The following is a 26,214-nucleotide window of genomic DNA, read 5'->3' on the forward strand; positions in this document are numbered from 1 at the left end:
CTCCGACTCAGCCCACGGTTGCCGAGTACCACGGACAAGCACGAATCGATCCACCGGCGACGTCGGTCGCTGGACCGTTGCGGGCCTTGCCATTCCGAGCCGGTACACGGTGACGTTCAGCCGCGCGGACCTGGAGTCGCAGACCGTCGCGGTGACCCTCGACGCCGCCGGACAGCTCAGCAGCGGGTCGGGCGTCGGGCCGGACGGAATCACCGTCGCGATGACGTCGGCGTTCGCCGAGGTATCCGGTGTGGTGAGCCAGCGGAGCCCGGACGGCCGGACACAGCCGGTGGGAGAAGCGGTCATCACGCTGAGCTCCGGAACCGACGAGTACTCGGTGATCAGCGCGTCGGAACCGGCATCCCAGGTCGGTGCCTTCCAGGTCGGTGGTGTGGCTCCCGGCACCTACACCCTGTCCGCCAGCCGTCGTGGGACGTCGCCGACAAGTGTCATCGTGACCGTCGCCGCGGGGGAGTCACGCCAGTTCAATCCGGTGCTGATCCCGCCTGCGTCGATCACCGGCAAGGTCACCGACCAGCTGGGCAGAGAGGTGGCCGGACTGGAGGTGGTGCTGTTCAAGGCGTCGGAGTATCCGGCGCAGCCCGCCCAGCAGACCACCACCGACGCGGTCGGCGGCTATTCCTTCGCCGATGTCGATGCACCCCAGGCGTACGTCGTGGAGGTCAGGAGCCGCACCCAGGGCGCACTCGGCTCGGCGACGCTGGTGCTCAACGCGAGTCAGGCTGCGGTGCTGAACATCTCGGTCGGCGCGCCGGCGGCCAGCAGCAGCCCCGTGCCGGTCAGGCAACCCGTTCCTGGCCCGACCACGACGGTGACCCAGTCCGCCCCCGCGCCACCCCGGCCGGCTGCGCCCACGCCCGCGGTCGGCTCGACCCCGACCACCCAGGCCGGCCCGACGGCACAGGCGGCCCCCTCCCGGACCGCCGCGCCCACGTCCGCCACGACGACCCCGACCGCCGCCCTCACGACGCCCGCGATGACCGCAGCGCAGGTCCTGGGGATGACGCCATGAGCCCGACGCCCGGCGTGAATCCGGCAGCACCAGAGGTGCTCGTCCCGCCGATGCTGTCCTGCAGTGCGGGCGTCGGGGTGATCGTCGACGTTCGGGTCCGCCATCCCGGACCGCGCCCGGCGCAGCTGACGGTGACGGTGCAGGGCCTGGATTCCGGATGGCTGCCCGCTCCGGTCGTCCTGTCGTTGCAGCCCGGCGAGAGCGCGGTGGTGCAACTGCCGATCCGGCCGGAGCCGGGTGCGCTCGGCGCGCGCTACCCGTTCGTGGTCGCCGTGGAGTCGTGGGATGCCCTCCCCACCATGGCCGCGAGCGCCAGAGGTTCGGCGATCACGACCGCGGGGAGCACGCTCGCCGTCGGGATCCGCGAGCGCGCCGTCGTCACGGTCGAACCGGCGCAGGCGACGGCCGTGTTCGGCAAGAAGATCACCGTGCGAATCACCAACCCGTCTCCGGAGGACCGCGAACTCGAACTGACGCCCGCTGTCCCGCAGGCACTCTCGGTGCGCCTTGACCGCACGGTGGTCGGTGTTCCGGCCGGCCGGACGGTGACGGTGCCGGGCAGGGTGCGGGTTCGCTCCGCCCGGGTGTTCGGTGCGAGCGAGGTGCACACGTACGCCATCGCGGTGCGGGGGCGCGGCGCGACGACCGTCGTCGAGGCCGGGATGCGCGCGCGGCCGGTGTTCCGCGGCGCGTTCATGCGGGCGATCGTGATGGTGCTCGTCGTCGCAGTGTGGACCGGGCTGGCCGTGGTGGCGATCCCGCGGATCACCTCGTATCTGACCTCCGACGCCGAGCAGTCCGCCCGCGAGAGTGCTTCCGGGGCACCGACCTCCGGTTCCGCGGCTCCGTCGGGAAGTGCCGAGCCGGGCAGCGGCGCCGGGGGTGGTGCTGATGGGGGTGGTGCTGATGGCGGCGGTGCTGACGGCGGTGCTGCCGGGGGCGGCGCTGACGGTGGCGGAACTGGCGGTGGCGGAACTGGCGACGCCGCAGGCGGGGCGGCCGGTGCGGCGTCGGGAGAACGGTTGCGCGGCATCGTGACCGGCTCCGATCCCGGCGGCGTGACCGTGATCCTCGCCCCGACCAGCATGGCCGAGGCGGCGGCCGCGGGTGCCCAACCGGCGGCCGGCGTCACCGACGAGGTCACCGCTTCCGGCCTGCGGGCGTCGTCCGGTGCGATCGGCAAGATCCCGTCGAGCGCTGTCCGGCTGGTCCGCGCAGAGGACCCGCCGACGGTCACCACCGACACGGCGACGGACGGGACCTTCTCGGTGGCCGGGATCCGGTCGCCCGGCTTCTACCTGCTGACCTTCGCCAGGGCCGGTTACCAGACGCAGCGGTTCGTGGTGAATGCCGAAACGCTGGCCGACGCCGATCCGCTAGAGGTGGCCCTCGTCGCGGGGGAGGGGGAACTGTCCGGGCAGCTCACCGGTCCGAGCGGCGCCGTGGGTGCGGCGATGGTGACCATCACGGACGGGACGGTCTCCCTGCAGACCTCGAGTGTGTCCGAGGGCGGCGAGGGAACGCCCGGGTCGTGGAACGTCAGTGGTCTGTCGACGCCGGGGACGTATCTGGTGTCGGTGGCCAGTCCTGGCCTCGGAACGGCGTCCTCCCTGGTGACACTGGAGGCCGGAGGCACCCAGATGGTCGACCTGTCCATGGTCGCCGGGGTGGCCTCGGTGACCGGTCAGGTCTCGGGCCGCGACCAGCTGGGCCGGGTCGGCGGGATCGGCGGTATCGGGGTGTCTGTCACCGGGCGCTCCGGGGACGTGGTCACCACCCGCACCGCCACCACCGTGACATCCGGGCCGGTCGGGCGGTTCACCCTGCCCGATCTGCCGGCCCCCGGCGAGTACACGCTGACGGTCTCCGGCTCCGGGTATCAGGATGAGGTCCGCCAGGTGAGCATCGTGACCGGCGGCGGGTCCGTCGACGTCGACGTGTCGTTGACCAGGGCAGACGGCGTCGTGGCCGGCACGGTCTCCGGTGATCCTGCTGCCGCCGAAAAACCCGCCGAGGGCGGGCTGGTCGGCGCGGGCCTGACGCTCACCGGCCCCGATGGTGACCTCAAGACGATGACCACGTCCGATCCGCCGGGAGCGTTCAGGTTCACCGGTGTGCCCCCCGGTGTGTACGTGCTGGCGGGCGAGATGTTCGGGCGCTTCCCGTCATCTGTCACCGTGGAGGTGACGGCCGCGGGCGATGCCGCTGCCGATCTGACGCTGATCAGTTCGGCGGACACCCAGCTTCCGCCGACAGCGCGGATCAAGGGCCGGGTGGTGGACTCGCGTACCGGCGGCACGCTGACCTGCGACCGGGCGGAGGTTCCGGGCGCCGAATGCCTGGTGACGTCGTCAGTGCAGGTCCCGGCCATCGACCCCGCCACCGGCCGGATCATTCCCGGCGCACCGACCCAGACGGTGACGGCGGTGACCAGTCCGGCCGAGGACTACGTGCTCCCGGCGCCGGACGACGAGAAGCATCCAGGACTGGTCCCCGGGCTCTACACCGTCACGCTGTCCGCGCCCGGGTACGAGCCGGGCACGACATCGGTGCAGGTCGCGCAGGGCCAGGTCGTCTCGGCCGCGCCGGTGAGCCTGGCCCCGCTCGGCCGGATCACCGGCCGGATCACCACCAGGGTCGGCACCCCCGCCGGTACGACGTGTGTGGCCGCCACCTCCTCGGGCGGCACCGCACCCGACGTCAGCGCAAAGTGCACCGTGACCGGCGAGGGTGCAACGTGCACGGTAGGAACCGATCCAGCGCCGAGATGCGCTGTGGTGCAGGACGACGGCACCTACGAGATCCGCGGCCTGTCGGCCGGTGGCTACACCGTGGTGGTACTCCCGAGCGACACCGAATACATCCCGCCGGCACCGTTCGACATCCAACTCGAACTGGGCACGGACGCGTCCTACGACCCGATCCTGGATCGGCTCGGGCGGATCGCCGTGTCGGTGCTGGCGCCCGACGAGGTGACCGCGGAACTCGCTGCCGCCGCCGGTGCAGAGGTGACCGCGGCCGGCGGTGACGGCCCACCGCCGGCCGCAACCAGCGACAAGGACGGTCAAGCGCTGCTGACCGGGCTGATCGGCAGCTACGCGGTGAAGGCGTCGGGGACGCCGGGTTCGGCGGAGGTGACCGCGGTCGCGGTGCAGCTGAATCAGACGGTGAACCTGACGATGGTGCTGACAAGGCCCATCGGCAGTGTCGTCGGACGGATCGTCACCACCGACGGCGGCCCGGAACCGGTCGCCGTCGTCGGCGTCACGGTGCGGGTCACGGGCCTGATCGGCTATTCCGGGGCATCGCCGATCTCCGGCTTCGCGGACCTGGTGACGAACAGGGACGGTTGCTTCGTCATCCTGCCGACGGCCGACACGCCGCTGCCGGTGGGCACGGTGAACGGGTGCACGTTCCCCCAGCGCGACGGGTCCAGTGGCACCATCAACAACGGCGCCCTGATCGCCCGCCCGGTGTCCGTGTTCGTGCCCGAGACCGACAAGACCCAGGCACCGCTGACGGCGACGGTCGTCATCGAGGGCAGCACCGACGTCAAGACCCTGCCGGTGATCACCGTGCTGCCGAAGCCCTCTCCCACAACAGGTCTCACGCTCGCTTCGAACCCGCCGACCGGGCCGCCCAGCCCACTGCGGCTCCCGGCGACGATCACCGTGCTGACGAAACCGCCGGGGTCTGGACAGGTGGGCATCACCGAGGCGATCACCCCCGAGGGGGTCAGCACGCTGACCTGGACGGATCCGACCGTCGGCGACAGCAACCTTGCTGCGCCCGGCCTGTACACGATTCAGGCGAGCCTGCCGGGCTGGAAAACCGTGACGGGGACGGTGGTCTGCGCGCTCGGTGAAGACTGTGTATTCGGTGACGGCGGTTTCACCCTGGTCCGCAATCCGACCTTCACCGGCGACGTGACGCTGCTGCCGTCCACTGACCCGACCGACCCGGCGGATGCCGTCTACTCGGTGCTGTCCGGCCCGACGCCGCTGCCGGTGATCGACCTGACGTCAGATGCCGACGGAAAGCTGACCTGGCAGGAGGCCGGCGCACCGGTCAACCTGGTACGGCCGGGCACATACCGAATCGGGGCCACCCTGACCGGCTTCGAGAGCCAGCCGGTGACCTTCATCTGCGGCCCGCCGCCAGGCGCCTGTGACCTGCAGCTGACGCTGCGCCGGTTGGCGCAGGCGACGCTGACCCTGCGCACCAACGTGGCAGACGACAGCGCCGTGCAGCCGCTCGGCGCGACGGTGCGGTTGACCGGTGACACGGTCGGCGAGCAGACGTTGACGGCACCCGCCAACTCCAACGTGATCGTCCTGCCTACGCTGTCCACATTCGATACCAGCTACCAGATCGAGCTCACCGCCGCAGGTTTCGAGAGTAAGGGACCGGTGTCGCTGCGCGACGCGAACTGCACCAGTCCGGGCGGTGCGAAACCTGTCCCCACCGCGGTCGTGCAGCCCGGGGAGAATGTGTGTTCACTGCCGCTCAAACAGCTGGGGCGAATTTCCGTGCAAACGACCATGGCAACCGGTGCTGTTGCTCTTTCCTCGGTGACGGTCACGGCCCGCAGGAAGAATGACGAGGGTGTAGCAAGCGGCCCGTCATTCACCGCGACTACCGGCCCTGATGGGAAGGGTCTCATCACCGGCTCGAACTCACAGCAAGGACTGATCGACGGGGAATACGAGATCTTGGCCAGCAAGCTGGGTTTCGTTACGATCAAGAACACGGTGGTGATCGCTGGACCCGCCGTTGTCCCGCTGACAATCTCACTCGAGTTGACCAAGGTCGTTCTGCCCGTGCAACTCATCTACGGCATTGAAAAAATTCTTCCCGCGGGTTCGGTGACGGTGCGCGGCGACAACGTCGATCGCACCTGCAAGCTGGTCACCACCGCTGAGAAGACGGTCTGTGAGGTCCCGGTGCCTGATGACACCACGGTGGGGGAAGCGCCGCCGCAGGTGTCCTTTGCCGAATTGGTGCCGGCCGTCTACACCGTGAGCTTCACTTCCACTGACAACCGTTACCGCTCTGTGAGCCAGCAGGTGCAGTTGTTTCCGGGCACGCCGCCGCCCCCGGTGGTGCTGGTGCTCGACCTCCGGGCCAGCCTGCAGACGGTGGTCGTACGAGACGCAGCCGGCCAGGTTCTGGAAGGAGCCGCGGTCTCGGTGCGCTTCGACGCCAATCTGGAAACGGTGGCCCCCGACGTCGACGGGGGGGCATTGACGGGCGTCACCAACGACAAAGGTGAGTTTTCCTTCAACAAGGTCCCGGACGGCCTGTACCGGGTGATGGTGGACGCGCCCGGCTGGAACCGCGCCTTCTCCGGCACCATCACCCTCAATTCTGCACTGACCACAACAGCGCCCGCGGTCACGATCCGGCTGACCCGGGCGCTGCGCCAGGTCGCCCTGACGGTGACCTCATCGGCGGCGCCGCTGGCGCCGGCGACGGATCAGTCATTCCTGGCCAACGCGCCCGTCACGTTCCTCCCGGTCCCCGGCAGCCAACCCTCGGGGGCGCCGGAGAACACCGCTCTCACCGGCTTCTCGCTGTCGTCGACGCCGCCGTACATCGTCAACGCCGGCCAGGTGCCGAGCGGGGACTGGACCGCCTCGGTGAGTACCGGTGGATCCGAGTTCGGCCCGTTCGTGAGTACCGCTTTCACCGTGCCAGACCCCGATTGGCCGGAGGTACCGTCGCTGACACCGCCTGCCTTCCCGCCGGTTTCGGCTGCGGCCAACCTGCAGCAGGGCAGGGCCACGATCACCGTCAGCTGGGGCGCTCTGTGCTCACCGACGTCGACTCCGCCGGCCGCCGGCACCCTGCCGATCGTGCTCACCCGCACCGCGGGCGGCGCGACGGTGGACCTGAACGCCCCGGTGTCGTCGCAGCCCGACGGGTCCGGATCCGCCGTCGTATCGGTGGTGCTGCCGCCGGGTGCGTACACCTGGGCGGCGACCCTTTCGGGGGGCTGGACCGGCGGCAGCGGCGGCTTCACGATTCCCGGTACCGGGGATGGAATCGCCGTCAACGATTCCCGCACGCTGGTCTCGCCGGTCGTCCCGGCGACCGCGTCGTTCACCATCGACGGCGCTGCGGCAGGTTCCCGAGAAATCGCCGCGATCCCATCCGGTGGCGGAACGACGGTGACCGCGCAGACCGACCCCACCACCGGGGTGGCACCGTTCTGCCTGCCGCCGGGCAACGGCTGGACGTTCCGGGTTCGGGACACCGGCAGTACCCCGCAGATTCTGGTGCCGGACAGGACCGGCGTGACCATCACCAGAGCGGGACCGAATGCGGTGGCGTTCGCCGGCTTCACCTTCCGGCCGACGGCGACGCTGCAGGCAGTCCCGCGCCGCGATCCCGACACCACCGGCAGGGCCGTCACTCTCGCGACCTCGCTGGGCGGGACGACCGTGTTCTCCGAGTCGGTCACCATCCCGGCCCTGGGTACGTCCGTGCAGGGCACGGCTGTCGTCATCGGCCCCGGCAGTTACACGGTGACGGCGACCCCGGCCGGAACCGTGTTCGGGCCCGGCACCTCGACCGGCGTGAACCCGGCCACGACGCCGATACCGACCATCACCATGCCGTACCTCCGGGTGCTGCTGACCGTGCTGGCGAGTACGGGTGGCACGCCGACGCCGGGAGCGGTCGTCACCCTCGTTCCGGCGAACGGGACCGGGTCACCGGTGACGACCGATGATCCCGACGGCACAGCCACTTTCCGCGACATCCCAGCCGCCACCTACACGGTGACCGCGACGGTCTCCGCCGGTGGCACCGAGACCTTCCGGGGCCAGCTCACCGGAAAGGTGCTGGCCGCCGGGTCATCACCGCAACTGACCGTCCCGTTGGCCGCCGTGCCGTAGGCCCGACCAACAAGTCTCAGCGAGGCTTCGACGGCGTACGTCGGCGGCGTCGGGCCGGCGGTGGCCCGACCGACTCACGCTCGCGCAGCGGCATGGGGATGCGCTGGACGCCGGGTGCACGATCAAGGCTGAGAAGGGTTTCCACGGCTCGACGCCCCATTTCGAAATGCGGTATGGCGATGCTGGTCAGCTGCGGCCGGAGCCAATGAGCCAAATCGGAATCGTCGAACGAGATCACCGAGACATCCAGCGGCACGGTCATTCCGAAATGCTGAATGGCCTGGTAGGTCCCCATGGCAACCCGGTCGTTGAGACAGATGAAGGCGGTGGGTCTGCTGCCCGCGGCGAGGAATTCGCTGACCGCCGTATAGGCGTATTCAGGCCACCACAGCACGTCAATGGAATCCATCAGTTCCGTGCCCTGCTCGCGCAGGACACCCTCCACCCCGGCCAGCCGTTCAGCAGCGGCCAGGACATTCTGCGTCCTCTCGCCGACGACCACGATCTGGTCGCGGTGACCGTGCCTCAGCAATTCCCGCGCCGCGGCCCTGCCTGCCCCGAGATCATCGGGAATGACCGACGGCAACATCCTTCCCCGGGCCACCGAATTCAGCAGGACCAATGGATGTTCCCGCAGTGTTTTCGATACCCGCACATTCCGGGTGTACATCGAGGCGTAGACGAATCCACCGACGCCACGGTCGAGCATGCTCTGGACAAGGCGCTTCTCGACACCGGTGTCGCCCTCGGTCTCCCCGATGAACATCAGGTGGTCGTGCAGCAACGCCGTGGTCATGGCGCCGCGGACCACCTCGCCGGCGAAGACCTCCGAAGCGATCATGTCGGACAACAGGCCGATGGTCTGGGAGAGGTTCGAGCGCAGACTGCGTGCCAGGAGGCTGGGCCGGTAGTTCAGCTCTCGAGCCGCCCGCAGCACCCGCTGCTCGGCCTCGCTGGAGATGCGCATGTCCCGTCGTCCGGTCATCACGAATGACGCCGTCGTGCGGGACACGCCGGCACGCTGCGCGACGTCCGTCAACGTGACCCGGGCGGTGGTCAACCTGCAAGCCCCGTCATCGTGTCCTCCGGCCCCTGGTGGGACCCGTCGATGATGCTGCCTGGCCCGACGCCATGGTCCCACCGGTGGCACGAGGTCACAATTCGATGAACACGCCCGTCGACGTCTGGTGAGAACGTTGTCCAGCAGACAAGGGGTATCGGTTTAGCAGGTCGGGCCGGCCCGGCCTGTTCGACGGGGAGATCCGGACCGGACCGGCCGGTCGAACGTGGACGAATCCTCCAGTGCTGCAGCATGGTTCGGGTCCTGCGCGACGAACAGCGCGGAGCGATCGCAGTTGGAACTCGGTCTTGACACAAGGATCGCTGCAAGGAATCCTCTGGCTAACTCGTTTTAGCAGATCCCTCGATCCCCACCCGGCGGTCGGTGTGGTTGCTGTGCGGGCCAGGACGCCCATCCCTATGACAGCGTTGAGGAGTCAGCACCATGCAGCTGAGAAAAACCCGACTCGCGGCGATGGCCGGAGTTGTCGCGCTCGCCGTCGCCGCCTGCGGCGGTGGATCGAGCACCACCACCGGTTCCACCAACGCCGCGGCCGACGGCTCTTCCGGGAGCGCGAGCGCGGCGGCGACATCCGCCGGCGAGACCGCCGCGGCCGGCGGAGCCACCGAAGGAACCTTGACCATCTGGGCTGATGATCTGTACGGACCGGCGATCAAGACGGCCAGCGCCGCATTCGCGTCCGACAACGGCGTCACCGTCAACGTCGAGACCGTCTCCAAAGACCTTCAGGCGCAGTTCGTCACCGCCTCGCAGGCAGGCACCGGGCCCGACCTGGTGATGGGTGCGCACGACTGGATCGGCAACCTCGTCCAGAACGGCGCAATCGACCCCATTCCGATGACCGATGCCACCAAGGCGCTGTTCCAGAAGCCCGCCATTCAGGCGGTCACGTTCAACAGCCAGATCTACGGCGTTCCGTACGCTCTTGAGAACATCGCGCTGTACCGCAACACAGACCTTGCGCCGACCGCACCGGCGACCTGGGAGGAGTTGCAGGACACGGCAACCCAGCTGCAGAAGGCAGGGAAAGTCAGCGAACTCCTGACGCTGCCGATCGGCACCGACGGAGGGCCGGCGCCCTACCACGTGCAGCCGATCTTCACGTCCGGCGGTGGTGTGCTGTTCGTGCAGAATCCGGACGGAAGTTATGACACCAAGCAGATGGAGATGGGTAGTCAGGGCAGTATCGACGCGATGACCAAGGTCGGCGAAATGGGCGCAGCCGGTCTGCTCAAGACGTCCATCGGTGCCGACAACGTGGCGACCCTGTTCACCGATCAGAAGGCCGCTTTCATGGTTTCGGGCCCGTGGAACCTTCCTGCCGTCCTGAAGTCCGGCGTGAAGTATGAGATCTCCGACCTCCCGAAGTTCGCGGATGGAACCACCGCTCAGCCGTTCATCGGGGCGCAGACGCTGTACGTCGCGGCCAAGGGCAAGAACAAGGCACTGGCGCAGGAGTTCGCGACGAACTTCTTCATCCAGCCGCAGGTGGCGAAGGCGCTGTACGACGTGCAGCCACGTCCGCCGGCACTGCAATCCACCTATGACGAGGTCGCCGCCGAGAACAAGGACATCAAGGCCTTCGGCGAGGCGGGCGCGGACGGACAGCCCCTGCCATCGATCCCCCAGATGGCGGCCATCTTCGACCCTTGGGGCAAGGCACTCGTCAGCATCATCGGCGGCGCGAACCCGACCACGACCACTGAGCAACTGGCCACCACGATCAGCGGAATTCTGAGCACCAGTTGATGCAGGAGCCCCCGAAGCGACGGTGGTCGCTCCGGGGGCCTCCCGACCCATGTGTGGCCCCCGTCGTGGCCTCACATTCCATCGTCCTGGCAATCAGAGCGTGGCAAGGAGACCGCCGTGGCGCAACAGACTCAGAACGCTCGAGCAACGGATCAATCACCAGCATCGGAATCTCCCGGTGGACTCATGCGCCTGGCCCCGCGCAGCGGCTCGACCCTCGGCCTCATCGTCAAACTGATCATGTTGGGATTGGCGGTCGCGATCGCGATCTGGGGCGCCATACCGCTCATCAACGCCGAGAACTGGATTGCCCTGGCCATTTTGGTCGCGGCGACGCTGGCGATGCTGTACATCTACCTCACGCCGAAGCTGATCCCGGCAAAGTACCTTTTCTTCGGCACTATCTTCCTGCTGGCGCTGCAGGTGACGCCCGTCATCTACACCATCAGCACGGCGTTCACCAACTTCGGCGACGGTCATCGCGGGACGAAAGAGGACGCGATCGTCGCCATCGAGTCAGCATCGGTCACCCAGGCGCCCGGCTCCGAGGTCTACCAACTTGCCATCGCCACGGACTCGGGCGGTGCACTGGTCTTCCTGCTCACCGACGCCTCTGGGGCGGCCTACGTCGGAACCCAGGAAGGTCTGACACCGCTGGAACCGGGCACCTTCACGGTCGGCGGCACCGGGAAGATCACCGCCGCCGACGGCTACTCCGTGCTGAACGTCGGTGCGGCCGCCAACCGGAGCGCAGAGATCACCACCTTCACGGTCCCGACACCCGACGGCGCCATCCGAAGCCAGGGGCTGTCAACGGCTTTCGAGGGAATCGCCGGCCAGAACTACCAGGAAGCCTGCGACTGTGTCACCGACACCGCGACCGGTGTGGTCTACACCGCGAACAACGACACGGGCGAGTTTGTCGACCCTGATGGCAATCGCCTGGCGCAGGGCTGGAAGGTCGGCGTCGGCTTCAAGAACTTCGTCGACATCTTCACCAATCCGGTGATCACCGGGTCGTTCTTCAAGATCCTGGCCTGGAATTTCGCTTTCGCTCTGCTGGTGCCGGCCATCACCTTCGCCATGGGCCTTCTGCTGGCGTTGGTCTTCAACAGCGACTCGCTCAAGGGGCAACGGTTCTACCGATCCCTGATGATCCTGCCGTACGCGATGCCCGCGTTCGCCATGCTGCTGGTGTGGCGCGACATGTTCAACCGCGACTTCGGTTTGATCAACAATGCCCTCGGGCTGGACGTCGACTGGTTCGGCCAGCCCTGGTCGGCACGGGCCGCGGTGCTCATCATCCAATTGTGGATGGGATTCCCCTACATGTTCCTGGTCTGTACCGGTGCCCTCCAGTCCATACCCTCGGATCTGGTAGAAGCCGCAGGAGTCGACGGCGCGAAACCTGGTAAGGCCTTCCGCACGATCACCTTCCCGTTGCTGTTGGTTGCCACCGGGCCGCTGTTGATCACCACTTTCGCCTTCAACTTCAACAACTTCAACGCCATCTACCTGACCAGCGGAGGCGGCCCGTTCCCGGTGGACAACCCGTCGGCCGGCGCCACGGACCTGCTCATCAGCTACACCTATCGGCTCGCCTTCGGCGGTGCCGGGGCCAATTACGGGTTCGCTGCAGCGGTGTCGATCCTCATCTTCCTGATCGTTGCGGTCATCTCGATCATCGGATTCAAGCGGACCAAGGTCCTGGAGGAGATCAACTGATGAGCGAGGCATCTGTCACCGCGACCGAGCTGGAGTACACCCCGCACGGCTCCAGCGCTCCGCCTCATGTGGTCAAGCTCGGCAGCGCGAGAGGCAACTGGTTCCGGCGCACCGGCTGGCGACACCTGGTGGGTGTCGTCGCCCTGGCGTTCGCACTCTTCCCGGTGCTGTTCGTGGTGTCCGCTGCGTTCAACCCGCTGGGCACCCTGAGCTCCTCGTCGTTGATTCCCAAGGCGTTCAGTCTCGCCAATTTCACCAAGCTGTTCGAGACGACAAGCTTCTGGACCTGGTTCTACAACTCCATGGTGATCTCGCTGTTGTCGGCGGGGCTCTCGATGTTCATTTCCGCGTGTGCGGCCTTCGCGTTCTCGAGATACCGGTTCAAGGGCCGGCGGGCCGGGATGCTGTTCATTCTCCTGGTGCAGATGTTCCCGCAGACCCTGGCCATCGTCGCGATCTACCTCATCTTCGTCGAGGTGTCCGAGCTCTACCCGTTGATCGGGTTCAACACTTCCGCGGCGCTGATCCTGCTGTTCCTCGGCGGCGCACTGGGTGTCAACACCTGGCTGATGAAGGGCTTCTTCGACACGATCCCGAAGGATCTCGACGAATCGGCTAAGGTCGACGGCGCGACCCATGCACAGATCTACTTCGGCATCATCCTGCCGCTTGTCACGCCGATCCTGGCCATCACCGGCCTGCTCTCGTTCATCGCGACGATCAGCGAGTTCATCATCTCGAGTGTGTTCCTGACCCAGGATGAGGCGAAGACCGCAGCAGTGGGGTTGTACGGACTGATCGCGGACGGTCAGCAACGCAACAACAACTTCGGCATCTTTGCCGCCGGCGCGCTGATCGTGGCCATTCCCACCGTTGCACTGTTCCAGTTCCTCCAGCGCTACATCGTCGGCGGCATCACCGCCGGCGCCGTGAAGGGCTGAATCCCACCAACAAGAAAGGTTCCGCCCGATGGCATCGGTGACGCTGGACAAGGTGAACAAACTCTACGACAACGGGTTTCACGCAGTGCAAGATCTGGACCTTGAGGTTGCGGACGGCGAGTTCCTGGTCCTTGTCGGTCCGTCCGGCTGCGGGAAGTCGACCGCGCTGCGGATGGTGGCAGGACTCGAGGACATCTCCACCGGTGTGATGAAGATCGGAGATCGTGTCGTCAACACACTGTCTCCGCGCGAACGGGACATCGCCATGGTCTTCCAGTCCTACGCCCTGTATCCGCACATGACCGTGGGGGACAACATCGCGTACGGGCTGAAGATCCGTAAGACGGACAAGGCCGAGATCCAGCGCAGGGTCCGCAAGGCAGCCGACATGCTGGAACTGGGCCCCATGCTCGACCGCAAACCCAAACAGCTCTCCGGCGGGCAGCGTCAGCGGGTGGCCATGGGCCGGGCCATCGTCCGTGAGCCGCAGGTCTTCCTGATGGACGAGCCGCTGTCCAACCTGGACGCCAAGCTGCGGGTCCAGATGCGGGCCGAGATCGCCCAGGTTCAACACGACCTCAATGTGACGACGCTGTACGTCACGCACGACCAGATCGAAGCCATGACCATGGGTGACCGGGTCGCGGTCCTGAAGAACGGTCTCCTCCAGCAGGTCGGACCACCGCAGTTCCTCTACGACAATCCGGCCAACATCTTCGTGGCCGGCTTCATCGGCTCGCCGCCGATGAACCTCGGCATGGGAACGGTGATCGAACTCGGCGAGGGGCTGGGACTCACGTTCGGTGTATCGACGCTGGCACTTCACCCCGGTGTCGTCGCCGAGCACCCGGCCCTCGTCAACTGGGTTGGCCGGGACATCGCGGTCGGCATCCGCAGCGAGGACATGGACGACGCCAATCTCGTCAGGGGTGGTGCTCCGGAGGACTCCACTCTCGATGCCACCGTGGGGCTGACCGAAGCACTCGGCTCCGAGATCATGGTGCACTTCGACCTCGACGTACCCAAGGTCGTCACCGAAGACACCCAACTGCTGGAAAAGGACTCGGGCGCGGATGACGTCGGCCTGGCCACTCATGGAACACGTTTCGTGGCCTCCTTCGCGCCGCGGTCCCGGGTCAAGTTCGGCGAGAAGATCCGAGTGGCGGTCGACACCGAACGCCTGCACTTCTTCGATCCCACGAGCGGGCTGGCAGTGCGGAACTGAACCGGCCGAGCAGCAAGAAGGGCAGGCATGAAGCAGAACCCGTATCAACCCACCCCCTATGTGCGGATCCGGCACCCGGAATGGACCAAGAACGCGACCATCTATCAGATCAACACGCGTCAATTCACCGAGGCGGGCACCCTTCGCGCGGCCGAGGAGCACCTGCCGCGGCTCAAGGATCTCGGTGTGGCCATCCTGTGGCTGATGCCCGTGCAGGCGATCGGCGAGAAGAATCGCAAAGGATCGCTTGGAAGCCCCTACGCGATCCGCGACTACTACTCGGTCGCACCAGAACTGGGCACCCTCGACGACTTCAGGCATTTCGTTCGCGCTGCGCATGACTTGGGGATGTACGTGATCCTGGACTGGGTGGCCAACCACACCGCCTGGGACTCGAACCTTCTCGAAGAGCACCCCGACTGGTACGCCAGGGACTGGCAGGGGAACCCCAGGCCCACCCCCTGGTGGGACTGGGTCGACATCATCGACCTCGATTACGACAATCCCGCTCTTCGGCGGTACATGACCGAGGCGATGATCTATTGGGTCGTGGAAACAGGAATCGACGGATACCGGTGCGACGTCGCCGGCTTCGTGCCCATCGATTTCTGGGAGAACGTCCGAGCGGAGTTGGACGCCATCAAACCGGTGTTCATGCTGGCTGAATGGGAATCACGCGACCTGCACGCCGCCGCGTTCGACATGACGTATGCGTGGACCTGGAACGAGACACTGCACCGGATCGCAACAGGCACCGCGCAGCTGGAGCAGTTGAGGGTGTACTACGCATGGAACGAGAGGTTCTACCCTCCGGACATCATGCGGATGACCTTCGTCAGCAACCACGACAAGAACGCCTGGGAGGGCACGGAATTCGAACAATTCGGCGATGCGCTGGAGGCGGCGATCGTGCTGTCCGTCGTCGGCGAAGGCACCCCCTTGATCTACAACGGCCAGGAAGCCGGTAACGACAAGCGCCTCGAGTTCTTTGAACGCGACCCCATCAGCTGGCGGGAACACCCGCTCGGGGAGCTCTACAGAAAGCTGTTCAGCCTGAAACGGACCAACTCGGCGCTCTGGAATGCGGCGTGGGGAGCCCGAATGATCAACATCTCGAACGACAACCCGAACAGCGTCTTCAGCTTCGTTCGCCGGGACGCCGACAACAAGGTGTTCGCGGTCTTCAACTTCTCGTCGCAGGAGCAGACCACGGCCTTCGCCGATCCCATCTGTCAGGGAACCTATTCCGACTTCCGCGACGGCCTACAGGTGAACATCGACGGGGCCACGAAGGTGACCCTGCCGCCGTGGGGTTATCAGGTGCTGCTGGACAGTCGTTTGTCACTGCAGTGAGATCAGCGTGACCACAGCGGCTATCGCGATCAGCACCGTCACCAGCGCCACCACCCACCACCAGTCGAACGTCCGCTCCGGCCTCGGTGCCGGCGGCGGTGGCAGCGGGACGAAGATCACCGGTTCCGGTTCGGGGATCTCCACCGGATGCAGGCTCAGCGAGCACCGGATGCAGATCTCACCCGCAGGTGGGTTCGGCTCGGCGCAGTGCGGGCAGATCAGCGCCGCCGTTGCCGCGCGCCCGACAGTGCCCGGCAGCCGGCGCAGCGACGCGCCCGAGTCCTCCCCACCCGCCGGGATCACCTGGCCGCGCGCCCAGAACAGCGGGAAGTCGCAGCTGCTGCAGAAGTCGTCGGCCTGCCGTCTGGCCATGTCCACCGTCGCGACCTGACCGCACTCCGGGCAGGTGACGAGCTCCCCGGCAGGAGCGGTCCCGGCGGTGAGGGCGAGGGCCGGGATCGGGGCGTGCGCCGGGGACCCGGCCGCCGCGTCATCCGGACCGGCTGCGTCCTTGGTGAAGAAGAGTCCACCCGTACTGGTGTCGCCCGTCATCGGTCGTCCTCCATCGTCGAGAGCACCCGGCGTGTGCCGACCCACAGTTCCATCCGCACGTGCGCCGGCACCTCGTCCCGGACGAGCGCGATGAACTCGCCCTCGGACAGGTGGCCGGTGCTCTGCACCTCGATGCTGACCCAGGCGACGTCGTCCGGTGCGTCGCCCTCCGGCCAGATGCCGCCCCCGTCCCGGACAGTGGCCGGCGAACCCGAGAGCATCTCGACGAAATCCCTGAGTCCGCGGAGGGTTCCGCGGTGGGCGAGGGACCGTGCTGAAGACCGCACGATCAGCCGTTGCAGATCCTCCGGCAGTGAGTGGTCGATGGAGTCGACGCCGATCCAGCCGGCCAGGTATTGCAGCATTGGCACCGGCGTGACCGAGACGTCGGGGATGTGCTCCACCAGGTCTGCGTCGTCCAGCAGGGTCGCCGCGACCTCCTGGAACAGCCCGACGAAGCGAACGAAGAAGTCGCTTTCCGTCATCCCGACCGGCAGTTGGTCGACGAGCCAGCGTTCGGAACGGGCCGGCCGGCTCACCCGCATGCCGCGCCGGACCGGCACCCCCACCCCGGCCGCCGGCACGCCGACCATCGGGCCGACGGTGAGCGTGGGCTCTGTGCGGACGAGCGCGTCGACGCTGACGGCGAGGGCCGAACCGGGGATCACCGCTGTCGGCGGCGGCTCTGCGGAGGGCGGTTCCTCGGGGGAGGGGGCGTCGGTCATCGAACCACCACCCGGTGGGCGCCGGACAGGAACAGCGAGTGCCGGTCCAACCGGATCACGTCGCGGCCCGTCCCGAGCCGTTGCCCGGTACGCAGGTCGTACTCGAACAGCTGCACCTCGTCGACCCGGCTGACTCCTTCGACGGTCTCCAGCAATTGTGCGATCGACGCGGCGTTCAGGTCGGCGTCGAAGAGCCAGCCGGCGCCGTCGGCACCGCCGTTGAGCGGGTGGATGTACCTGGTCAGCTCGTCGATCGCCCGCTGCCGGACCAGCGCCACCGGCCGCCCGGCCGGCGCATGAACCAGCGCCGCAACCGAGACACCCTGGTAGTACGGCGTTCCCACCTCGACCGCGGTGCCGACGATGCGGTGGGCGTCGAGATGCTCGGTGATCCGCCGCATCAGTGGCGGGGCCAGTGCGAAGTCGTCGAGCTGGTGGGTGCGGGGATCGGTGCGCACCGCGGGAACCACCAGCAACCGCACGGGGCTGCGGCCGGTCGCCGACGGCAGGCAGCGGGCCCGGGCCACCTCGATGGACGACTCGAGCGTGAGCCGCTCGAAATCACCTGCCGTGACAGCCCTCTGACCGGTACGCAGGGTCAGCGGTCCGCGCACCTTCGCCTCCGCAACGGTTTCCGCGTCGACACCGCCGGTCGCCGCGCGTAGGTTGACGCAGCCGGAGATGTACGGAACTGAACTGCGCAGGGCGGTGAGCGTCCGCGCACCGACGTTGCCGCCCGCCCCGCCGCCGTAGCGGTATCCGGTGACGGCGATCTCCGACCCGTCACGGGGGATCCGGCCGTGCTGCCGCGCCGATCCGTCGGGGTAGCGGATGTGTGGCCCGAACCTGACCTCGCCGGTCGCGGATTCCCAGACGAAGTGGTTGTCGGTCGGTCCCGATCTCGAGAAGTTCTCCACCTCCGTCCATTCCACCGATCCGGCGGCGTCGGTGACCCGCACCGTCTCGCCGTGCCGCCGCGGCAGTACCGGGGGGAAAGTCACCCGGAACGCCTGGGCCGGGCTGCCGTCGGATCGTCCCAGCACTTCCGCCGGTGAGCCGGAGGCATGTTCCGCACGGATCGTGGCACCGATGGTCGCCACCTTGAGATCGTCGATGGTGGGCGAGACCTGGTAGGCCGGCTGCCCGGGCCGCGTCCTGGTCAGCCTCACCCTGACCCAATACGCACCGACGGTTCCGAGGGTGAGCAGCTCATGCTCGCTCGGCACCATCAGCACGATCTCGCCGGACCGGTTGAGACCGCCCGTGCTGTCGGAGAACACGTCGGCGGCGATCCACGCCTCGCCGTTCCACACCTCCCAGGCCAGCGGCGGGCGCAGCGGATCCACCCCGATGCCCTGGGCGACAGCAGACACCGACAGCCGCAGCGCGACACCGGCCAACGATCGGCCGAATCCCAGCAGCAGCGCATCCCCGGGGACGAGATTGCCGCTGCCGTCGACGGTGCTGAAACAGGTCACCGACGAGCCCTCGTAGCGCAGGTCGTCCATCACGTCGGTGAGCCGTTCGGACTTGGCGTCGGTGCTCAACGCGGCGACCAGATCCGGTGGTCTGATGTCCAGGGCGCCCACCGTGGTGAACACGATCGGCCGCTCGCCGGCGACGTCGCGTCCGGTGGTCACCTGCATCCCGTCGGGCACGGTGACGGTGAAGTCCTGTGCCGCGGACAGCCAGAACGTGACGTCGGCGCGGGCCACGGAGGGCGGGAACGGTTCGATTCCCACCAGGTTCAGGAAATGCACGAACAACCTGTCTGGCACCTGGTTCACCCGGAACAGCACCATCTCGCTCATCCAGGCGAAGAGCTCGATCAGCGCGACGCCGGGGTCGGACAGGTTGTGGTTCGTCCATTCCTTGGTGTACCTCGGGATCAGCCGTTTGGCTTCGTCGACGATGTCCTGGAAGTTCCGGTCGTCGAGATTCGGTGCGGGCAGCGCCATCAGGACTCCTCGTGCGGGATCACGTAGAACGGGAAGACCAGGTTGCGCCGGTCGTTCGTGGCCTTCACCCGGTACTCGACGGTGATTGTCACCAGGGCCTGGTCCCGCGGGTCGGCGACCGGGTCGACCCGTTCGACCTCCACCCTGGGCTCCCATTGGGCCAGGGCGTCACGCACCGCCTGCGCCATCAGCCCCAGGACGTTGGCGGTGATCGGCTCGAACAGCAGATCCCAGATGCGGCAACCGAATTGGGCCCGCATGACGCGCTCGCCGGGTGCGGTGGACAGGATGACCCTCATCGCGGCGTCGATGTCGGCCGCACCGTCGGTCATCCGGATGGCGCCGGTATGGTCCACCTGCATCGGCCAGAAGAATCCACGGCCGACGAACGACGCGCTGACGTGCGCGGGCTCCTGCGCACCGGCACCGGCGGCTGCGATCTCGGACATCACTTCACCGCCATCAGTTGGCGCGCCATCAGTTGACCGCCACGATGGCGCCCTTGATGGTCATCGGACCGCCGGCCGAGATCTCGCCGGTGGCACTGGCTTTCATCTCCGTCATCGTTCCCGAGATGGCGGCCTTCACGCTTGCCTTTGCGGTGATGTTCAGCCCGGTGATCTCGACGTCGGTCTTCGATTTGAGGGTGATCTTCTGCCCGGACATCGTGATCGAGCCGTCCCGGCCGATCTCGATCGACGCGTCCCCGGACTTCACCGTGATGGGTGTGCCCGCCGGAACCAGCGCGTCCAGTTGATCCTTGCCCAATCGCACCTGGTGCTTCCCACCCGCCAGGTTCAGCTGGATGTGCTGATTGGCCGGGTCGGTTCCGTCGGCCAGTTCGACGAAGTGACCGAGCCGAGAGGTGATCCGGCGCTTCGAGACGTTCCCGTTCTGCACTCCGAACTCGACCGGAACGTCCTTGCCGTTGTACACACCGCCGAGGATGACCGGCCGCCGCGCGTCGCCACCTTCGAAGCCGACGATCACCTCGTCGTTGACCTCCGGCAGGAAGGTGAGACCGCGCTTGGCCCCCGCGCCGAGCGTGACGACCCGGGCCCAGTTGCTCTCCACATCGCCGCCGAGAGAGCTGTACTTCACCTTGATATCACCCGCCGAGCCCTGCGAATTGCCGACAGTGGTGACGATCCCGACCACCAGGCCGTCCCTCCGGAAGCTCGACGACTGGCTGCCGGACAGCAGGTCGACCAGTCCCGATGGCCGGCGGTCGCCGGCGGTGAAACGGGTACGGAAGCCATGACTGCTGTAGCTGTGCTCCACTTCGCTGACTTGGTAAGTCCCGGACGCGGGTCCGGCGCCCTCGATGGTCACCGATCCGCCCGGGGCGATGGCGGCGTTGGCCAGGCACGACCCCTTCGCGGTGACGGCGCCGGCGGTCCACCGTTCCATCAACCGGTCGGCGAGTGTGTTGGCCTCCTCCTGGTCGCCCGGCATGTCCGCGGTACTGATCGTCCGGCTGGCGCTCTGCAGGTTTGCCGCCGTGAGAAACGGCTCGACGAGATGGGCGTTCGCACCGTTCCGCGATTTCGCCCCGTCCGCGCTGACCGACTGTTTCGTCTTCGGCCACCATCCCTTGATGGTCGCGGTCCCGGGATGCAGCGCACTGGCCTGCACCGAGAAGGAGTCGAGGTCCTGCTCGGCCTTGAGGGTGACCCCCGATGGGGCCTGGCCGAAGGGCTGGAAGACGAGGGTCTTCCCGTCGATCCACCAGTCACAGCCCGAACGGTCCGCGATCTCGCTGAGGAAACCGAAATCGCTGTCCGCCTGCAGCAGGTAGTCCTGGCGCGGGGAGCTCAACCCGGTGACATTGTTCTGCAGCCCGTGCTCACCGGCGATCTGCCCGATCACCTCGGCGAAGCTGACCTTGGTGAAGGTCCGGACCTTGGTGCCGAGCGTGAGCTTGTACGCCGAATCGTCGGCCACGACGGTGAATTCCGGCTGCCCGTGATCAAGGGTCATCTCTGCACCCGTGACCTCGCCGACGAAGATCGCGGTGCCGTCGGGTGCGCTGATCTCCACCTGGGTACCGATCTCGAAGATCTGGCCCGCAGCGATGGCATAACCGATGTCGGAGAACCGCAATGCCGCGCGGGCGGGCAACCTCAGCACCCGGGAGATCCGCAGATCGTCGAGCTGCATCAGCGCCAGTTCGGAGAGCGGCCGGCCGGACACCTTGATGACGGGGGCGATCGTCCCTAGCGGCGTGCTCATGTGGTCGACCGGGGAATCGACAGGAGAGAACCGGTCCGCAGCGCCAGCGGATCGACGATGCCGTTCAGCTGGGCGATGGTTCTCCACCGGGTGGAATCGCCGTAGTACTTGGCGGAGATACGGTCCAGCGTCTCGCCGGGCTGGACGCGGTGCACCCGGTGCGGGTCCGGCGTACCGGAAGTCGGGTTCTGTGGCCCGAAGGCTGCGGACTCGGAGAACTGCGTCAACAGGAGATCGACCTGGGCCCGCAGCGGCACCCCGGTCGACGAGAAGTAGGTGAACCGCAGATCGAGTTTGCTGACCACTGCCTTGAAGGAATGCAGGTTTCCCCAATGGAAGATCACATACGGCGGCCGTGCATTGTTCGTCTGCGGATCGGTGCCCGGAAGGGATTGGTCGACGTCCATCAACGTGAGGACCTTCCCGGTGTGCCGGGTGACTGCCTCGCCCGAATCGGTGGTGTCGAAGGTCAGGTGGAGGGCCATCGCGCCGGACGCGGCGCCGAGATACTTGATCTGCGGAACGCCCTTTCCGGCAATGGGATTGCCGGCCCAGGAATTGGTCCTGCTGACCGCCAGTTCCGCGGGGTTGAACATGCAGGGGATCGTGCTGGTGCTGCCCTCTATCTCCAGGAACGCCTTTTCGGTCAACGCCATGAGGACTCCAGTATCTGCTCGCGCGGTTTTCTCGGCATGATCAGAAGACCCCCGGTGAGAATCGGCGGCCGCGACGGGCCAGCTCGTCGCGCACCTTGTCCTCGATGCGCTCGACCACGAGATCGACCAACTGATCCCATTCCCGAGGGCTCAGCGCCTCCGAGATCGGGGTCGGGGAAGTGCAGTCATTGATCTCCGTCATCGGACTCCTCGATCTCAACAGCCTGCTCAGTGAGCGCTGCCGCTCGGTCAGGTCGGCCATGTGCGGCTGGATCTGCGATCCGGGGTCCTGCTGCGCATCGACCCCCGGGTCGTTCGGTGCGCCGACGGAAGCGGCGTTCCGCGGGCCGTTGTCGGGGTCGTCGTCGTGAGCGCCGTCATCCTGCGCGCCGCTGAACCACCCTCGCGTTTGTTCGAACAGGGACGAGACGGACGGCACGTCCATGGCACGACGGATCGTCGCGTCGGACCTCGCGCCGCCTGGCTGCATTCCCGCATTCCCCGATCCGGCGATGGTGCGGGAAGCGTGGGAGGTACCCGTCGTCGGGGCGCTGAGTGCTGCCAGTCCGGCGGGGGTGAGCGTCCCCCGCAGGGCGCCCCGGAACGACGTGCCAGAAGCGCACCCGTTGTCCGTTGGCGCGCCCGAGCGGGCACCGGGGCCGTGCGGGCGGTGGCCCGCGGCGCCGGGAACCGGCGGACCGGTGAGGCCGCGCGGGGTACCGGCCGGCGGTGCCGCGGGGGACCGGTGGATCAGCGTGGCGGTCGCCGGCGTGAAGCGTGTGGCCGGGGCGATCACCTGCCGCAGATGGAGTGCGGACGTCCGCCGAGCTTCCGCAGGTGCTGATGCGTTGCTGTGATCAGGTTCTGACGGTGACGACGCCCTGCCCGTCGGCTGATGGATGTTGCCGTGGCTTCGCCTGAGGCGTGGGTTCCAAGCGGCAACTGCGCGACGTGGTTGATGACCACGTGTTGCGTCACTTGTGATGCCGCTGAGCGTGTTCCCCCCCGTTGCACCGGGGGTGGCCGGCACCCCTCCCGTTGAAGACGGATCGACACGGGCTCCCGGTGACCACGCGCCGGTCGCGACAGCGAGACCGCGGGCCCCTACGGCGCCGCGACCGCCGGGGGCCGTCCCTGCGAGCTGGTCGCGGACGGCCGCCGGCAGCGCGGCATGCGGACTCCGGCGGATCGGCAACGGACCGCCCCGCCGAACCGCATGACCGTTGGACATGCCGCTGGTCGGCAGTGAATAGTCCGACGACGCACCCGCGGCGACCGACCTCAGCGCCGTGGGCCTGCGGGTGGTCGACGCGCTGGGCCGGAGCGGATATCGCTGTCGGACCAGTGCGGCCGGTGTTCTGCGAACTGTTGCGCCGGAGACGATTTCGTTGTTGCGAGCGCTCGCCGGTGTCACGATCGTCGCCGAGCCGGCAGCTCCGGACAATTGGAGCGAACTCGGTGAACTCCGTGGTGAGGAAACGGCGGCCCGGGGCGCGACGTGAGGGGCGACCGAGGCCGAGCTCCCGGAGTGAACCATTGCCGTGGCGGGGCTCCGGCGAAGCGCACCGGCCACCTGGCCCGGTCGCAGATGCGGTGCCGCCGGCCTACCTCCGGACCGCAGATAGGGCGTCCCCGACGCCCCGCCGGATGACAGGGCGGTCCCCGCCGACGGCGTGGACCAGGCGGCCGTCAACCGGCTCGCGTGCTCTCCAGTCGACGACCGTTGTTCGATCGACGGCGACGTGCGGGTGACGGACGCTGCGGAACGGCCGATGGCCCACGGTGTGGTGGCCGGCCGTGTGGTGGCGGACGGTGTGGTGGCTGACCGTGTGGTGGCCGCACGCTCGTCACTACGCAGGTTTTCCCGGGCGGCCGATGTCATTGCGCGAAGCACCACCGGTCCGCGCCATCCGACCACCGCCGACGCGGCCGACCGCATTGGCGTGACGTCCTGCGGGCCGCTCACTCGGGAAATGGAGGAGAAAGCGAGCGGCAGGTCGGTGCCCGGGAATGTCGTTCCGGTCGGGAAACGTGACGCGAGTGACCGTCTGACCGGCAGCGATCCCTGGCCTGCTGCTGGAGTTCCGGCGGTTGTGGCGCCGGACGGATCGTTCTCCGACGTCGCGGCGCGCGGCTGTGTCGACGCAGACTGCTCGCGCCGAATGGTGATGCCGTTCGAGACGTTGCCTGCGCCTGCGCCTGCGCCTTCTGCCGTTGAGGATGCCGTGCCGTACGGGCTGCCCGGGCCTCTCGACACCATTGCTGTGCTGTTCGGCGTGGTCGTGGACGGAGGATGCGTCGACGTGCCGGTGTTCAGTAGGTCGCGCGCTGGCATGTCGGGGGTATCCGACGAGACCGGCAGTGCTGCAGCTGAAGTCAGCTCCCTGACTTGCCGGCGGACTGCGGCTGCCTCACTCGTCGTCGTCGTCGTCGTCGTCGTCGTCGCCGCTGTCGTCGCCGTCCCTGCGGTCGCCGCAGTGGCCGTCGACCTCGCGGGTGTCGCGCCGGCAACACCGGACATCGCGCCGGCAACTGCTGATACTGCGCCTGCAACTGCGGACACTGGGCCGGCGACAGCGGATACCGCCGGGGCGATACCCGGTGCGACGGGGAGGTGGGCAGCACCACGGGCCTGTATCGCCTGCGGCGCAGCGGATGACGCGCGCAGATCAGCCCAACGATTCATCACCCGGTGCGGCGCCGGATTCCTGGCTCCGGGTCCGGGCAACGCGTCGATGGCTCGGGCCAATCCGCGACGCTCGACGCCCAGGCCGAGCGGCAGCCGCCGAATCGGCCCGCTATCACTGACGGGGTCCCACCCGCTTGCGGGCCCGAGTTCGTGTTCCAGCCGCTGTCCTGCCTCGTGCAGTGCGCCGGCAACAGCACTTCCGTACTGGCTAGGCGAGTTCCACGGCACCACACGGGAGCTTTGCGTGACACCGCTGGCAAGCGAAAGCGATGTGCCATCACCACTTGTGGCGGGCTGTGCTGCCGATGCGCTCATCGCTGCGGGGACATTCGACGCCTCGACGGCGGACCGCTGTACCCAGGCAGTGGGCGACTGTGGAGCGGACGCGGGCAGTGCCGCAGCGGAAGCGGTGGGGGACGGAGCGGCCGCTGATGGTGCGGCGCCTGACGAGGCTGCCGGTGACCAAGCCGCCGCTGAAGAGGCTGCGCTTGGCGGAGGTGCGGCGGAGGTTGCTGCCAGTGCGTGAGTGGGGGACGGCCGCGCCCAGGCCCGCCGGACGACGCTCGCGCCGCCGGAAGTGTTGCTGGGCACTGTTCTTCCCGTCGACGGCGCAGCACGCCCGGTTGACGGGAGCACCACGTGGTCCGGGGCGGACCGCGGAGACGACAGTCCAGGAGTCGCCCCGGACGCCGGTTGAGGATCGGGACCCACGCCGGCCCAGCGACTCCTGACCGCCGGTCTCGCGGCCGCCGCAGACGCGGCGGAAGGCGACCCCCTCGACGCGGCTGGCGACGACACCGCGGACGCGGCGGACGACGACCCCCTCACTGCCGCAGGCCACGACACCCTCGACGCGGCAGGCGGCGATACCTTCGACGACACCGTCGACCGGGCAGATGACCGAGCCGGGGACGGTGCGGTCGGCGATGGCGTAGAAATCGACCGCGTCGATGAAGACCACGAGCGCGCAGCGGGGGAGGCCCGGGTCGCCCGTGCGACGGTCATCGACGGGGTGGAAACCGTTGCCGGCTGCGCCCGCGCGACGGCGATCGACGGGGTCGAAACCGCTGTCGGCCCAGGGCTCTGCCGCCCGGAGGGCTGACTGCGGGCGGCGGAGACGTCGGGACGTCGCGAACCTGACGGGGGGACAGCGCCGGCCGCCGACCGGTACGAGCCGCCGCCCCCCGGGGTCGGCCCCGGTGGACCAGCCGCCCTCGGTATTGTGCTCGCCGACGCCGGCCCGGCCGAGCCGGAGTGGCCGCTCCTGGGCGCAACCAGTTTGCTGGCAGCCCCTTTCATGCTTCCGGAGAACGACACCTCGGGTACCCGCCGCACCTGCAGCGGTTTTCCGGTCATCGCTGCGCCGGATGCGCCGGGACGGTGACCGTCCAGGGTG

The 26,214-nt window shown here is 67.8% G+C and carries 16 protein-coding genes; 7 read left to right on the top strand and 9 right to left on the bottom strand.

What is annotated here, in order from left to right; all coding sequences use genetic code 11:
* Positions 1-1,033, top strand: a 1,033-nt coding sequence (locus ACVBEQ_RS24150) for a carboxypeptidase-like regulatory domain-containing protein (RefSeq protein ID WP_447155949.1), incomplete at its 5' end; no start/stop codon positions are given.
* Positions 1,030-7,932 (top strand): carboxypeptidase regulatory-like domain-containing protein, encoded by a 6,903-nt coding sequence (locus ACVBEQ_RS24155; RefSeq protein ID WP_447155950.1) that lies wholly within the window; start codon positions 1,030-1,032, stop codon positions 7,930-7,932. The genes ACVBEQ_RS24150 and ACVBEQ_RS24155, both read left to right, overlap by 4 nt.
* Positions 7,933-7,948: 16 nt before the next feature.
* On the opposite strand, the gene ACVBEQ_RS24160 is transcribed toward ACVBEQ_RS24155, so the two are convergent.
* On the bottom strand, positions 7,949-8,992 hold the full coding sequence (locus tag ACVBEQ_RS24160; RefSeq protein ID WP_447155951.1) for a LacI family DNA-binding transcriptional regulator: 1,044 nt from the start codon (positions 8,990-8,992) through the stop codon (positions 7,949-7,951).
* Positions 8,993-9,436: 444 nt separating this feature from the next.
* Here ACVBEQ_RS24160 and ACVBEQ_RS24165 point away from each other — a divergent pair, with 444 nt between their 5' ends.
* The 5 genes from ACVBEQ_RS24165 (at position 9,437) to ACVBEQ_RS24185 (ending at position 16,006) form a co-directional block, all read left to right on the top strand.
* Positions 9,437-10,762 carry a sugar ABC transporter substrate-binding protein gene (locus ACVBEQ_RS24165; RefSeq protein WP_447155952.1) on the top strand — a complete coding sequence of 442 codons (1,326 nt, stop codon included), beginning with the start codon at positions 9,437-9,439 and terminating at the stop codon, positions 10,760-10,762.
* 186 nt (positions 10,763-10,948) lie between these two features.
* Entirely contained in the window at positions 10,949-12,487 is a 1,539-nt protein-coding gene (locus ACVBEQ_RS24170) for an ABC transporter permease subunit (RefSeq protein ID WP_447155953.1), read from the top strand.
* A complete protein-coding gene (locus tag ACVBEQ_RS24175) occupies positions 12,487-13,428 on the top strand; it encodes a sugar ABC transporter permease (RefSeq protein WP_447155954.1) in 942 nt (313 codons plus the stop codon). The genes ACVBEQ_RS24170 and ACVBEQ_RS24175 overlap by 1 nt, the downstream gene beginning before the upstream one ends.
* A 28-nt stretch (positions 13,429-13,456) precedes the next feature.
* Positions 13,457-14,653 carry an ABC transporter ATP-binding protein gene (locus tag ACVBEQ_RS24180; RefSeq protein WP_447155955.1) on the top strand — a complete coding sequence of 399 codons (1,197 nt, stop codon included), beginning with the start codon at positions 13,457-13,459 and terminating at the stop codon, positions 14,651-14,653.
* Between the two features lie 27 nt (positions 14,654-14,680).
* On the top strand, positions 14,681-16,006 hold the full coding sequence (locus ACVBEQ_RS24185; protein ID WP_447155956.1) for an alpha-amylase family glycosyl hydrolase: 1,326 nt from the start codon (positions 14,681-14,683) through the stop codon (positions 16,004-16,006).
* On the opposite strand, the gene ACVBEQ_RS24190 is transcribed toward ACVBEQ_RS24185, so the two are convergent.
* The 8 genes from ACVBEQ_RS24190 to ACVBEQ_RS24225 form a co-directional block, all read right to left on the bottom strand.
* Entirely contained in the window at positions 15,995-16,558 is a 564-nt protein-coding gene (locus tag ACVBEQ_RS24190) for a hypothetical protein (protein WP_447155957.1), read from the bottom strand. The two genes, ACVBEQ_RS24185 and ACVBEQ_RS24190, sit on opposite strands and share 12 nt — an antisense overlap.
* Complete coding sequence (locus tag ACVBEQ_RS24195) at positions 16,555-17,283, bottom strand: phage tail protein (protein WP_447155958.1); 729 nt, start codon at positions 17,281-17,283, stop codon at positions 16,555-16,557. The genes ACVBEQ_RS24190 and ACVBEQ_RS24195 overlap by 4 nt, the downstream gene beginning before the upstream one ends.
* On the bottom strand, positions 17,280-19,241 hold the full coding sequence (locus ACVBEQ_RS24200) for a putative baseplate assembly protein (RefSeq protein WP_447155959.1): 1,962 nt from the start codon (positions 19,239-19,241) through the stop codon (positions 17,280-17,282). Before ACVBEQ_RS24200 ends, ACVBEQ_RS24195 begins: the two co-directional genes overlap by 4 nt.
* Positions 19,241-19,690 carry a GPW/gp25 family protein gene (locus ACVBEQ_RS24205; protein ID WP_447155960.1) on the bottom strand — a complete coding sequence of 150 codons (450 nt, stop codon included), beginning with the start codon at positions 19,688-19,690 and terminating at the stop codon, positions 19,241-19,243. Before ACVBEQ_RS24205 ends, ACVBEQ_RS24200 begins: the two co-directional genes overlap by 1 nt.
* A gap of 28 nt (positions 19,691-19,718) precedes the next feature.
* Positions 19,719-21,473 (bottom strand): phage baseplate assembly protein V, encoded by a 1,755-nt coding sequence (locus tag ACVBEQ_RS24210; protein WP_447155961.1) that lies wholly within the window; start codon positions 21,471-21,473, stop codon positions 19,719-19,721.
* On the bottom strand, positions 21,470-22,129 hold the full coding sequence (locus tag ACVBEQ_RS24215; RefSeq protein WP_447155962.1) for a CIS tube protein: 660 nt from the start codon (positions 22,127-22,129) through the stop codon (positions 21,470-21,472). Before ACVBEQ_RS24215 ends, ACVBEQ_RS24210 begins: the two co-directional genes overlap by 4 nt.
* Positions 22,130-22,169: 40 nt before the next feature.
* Positions 22,170-22,574 carry a hypothetical protein gene (locus ACVBEQ_RS24220; protein WP_447155963.1) on the bottom strand — a complete coding sequence of 135 codons (405 nt, stop codon included), beginning with the start codon at positions 22,572-22,574 and terminating at the stop codon, positions 22,170-22,172.
* 2,521 nt (positions 22,575-25,095) lie between these two features.
* Entirely contained in the window at positions 25,096-25,779 is a 684-nt protein-coding gene (locus ACVBEQ_RS24225; protein ID WP_447155964.1) for a hypothetical protein, read from the bottom strand.
* Positions 25,780-26,214: the final 435 nt, after the last annotated feature.

The sequence above is a fragment of the Nakamurella sp. GG22 genome (assembly GCF_052976845.2).

Bases quoted from the DNA above. Each gene is read 5' to 3' on its own strand.
- ACVBEQ_RS24180 (WP_447155955.1), top strand. From the start codon at position 13,457: ATGGCATCGGTGACGCTGGACAAGGTGAACAAACTCTACGACAACGGG.
- ACVBEQ_RS24185 (WP_447155956.1), top strand. From the start codon at position 14,681: ATGAAGCAGAACCCGTATCAACCCACCCCCTATGTGCGGATCCGGCAC.
- ACVBEQ_RS24220 (WP_447155963.1), bottom strand. From the start codon at position 22,574: ATGGACGTGCCGTCCGTCTCGTCCCTGTTCGAACAAACGCGAGGGTGG.
- ACVBEQ_RS24205 (WP_447155960.1), bottom strand. From the start codon at position 19,690: ATGTCCGAGATCGCAGCCGCCGGTGCCGGTGCGCAGGAGCCCGCGCAC.
- ACVBEQ_RS24195 (WP_447155958.1), bottom strand. From the start codon at position 17,283: ATGACCGACGCCCCCTCCCCCGAGGAACCGCCCTCCGCAGAGCCGCCG.
- ACVBEQ_RS24175 (WP_447155954.1), top strand. From the start codon at position 12,487: ATGAGCGAGGCATCTGTCACCGCGACCGAGCTGGAGTACACCCCGCAC.
- ACVBEQ_RS24215 (WP_447155962.1), bottom strand. From the start codon at position 22,129: ATGGCGTTGACCGAAAAGGCGTTCCTGGAGATAGAGGGCAGCACCAGC.
- ACVBEQ_RS24190 (WP_447155957.1), bottom strand. From the start codon at position 16,558: ATGACGGGCGACACCAGTACGGGTGGACTCTTCTTCACCAAGGACGCA.
- ACVBEQ_RS24165 (WP_447155952.1), top strand. From the start codon at position 9,437: ATGCAGCTGAGAAAAACCCGACTCGCGGCGATGGCCGGAGTTGTCGCG.
- ACVBEQ_RS24155 (WP_447155950.1), top strand. From the start codon at position 1,030: ATGAGCCCGACGCCCGGCGTGAATCCGGCAGCACCAGAGGTGCTCGTC.
- ACVBEQ_RS24200 (WP_447155959.1), bottom strand. From the start codon at position 19,241: ATGGCGCTGCCCGCACCGAATCTCGACGACCGGAACTTCCAGGACATC.
- ACVBEQ_RS24210 (WP_447155961.1), bottom strand. From the start codon at position 21,473: ATGAGCACGCCGCTAGGGACGATCGCCCCCGTCATCAAGGTGTCCGGC.
- ACVBEQ_RS24170 (WP_447155953.1), top strand. From the start codon at position 10,949: ATGCGCCTGGCCCCGCGCAGCGGCTCGACCCTCGGCCTCATCGTCAAA.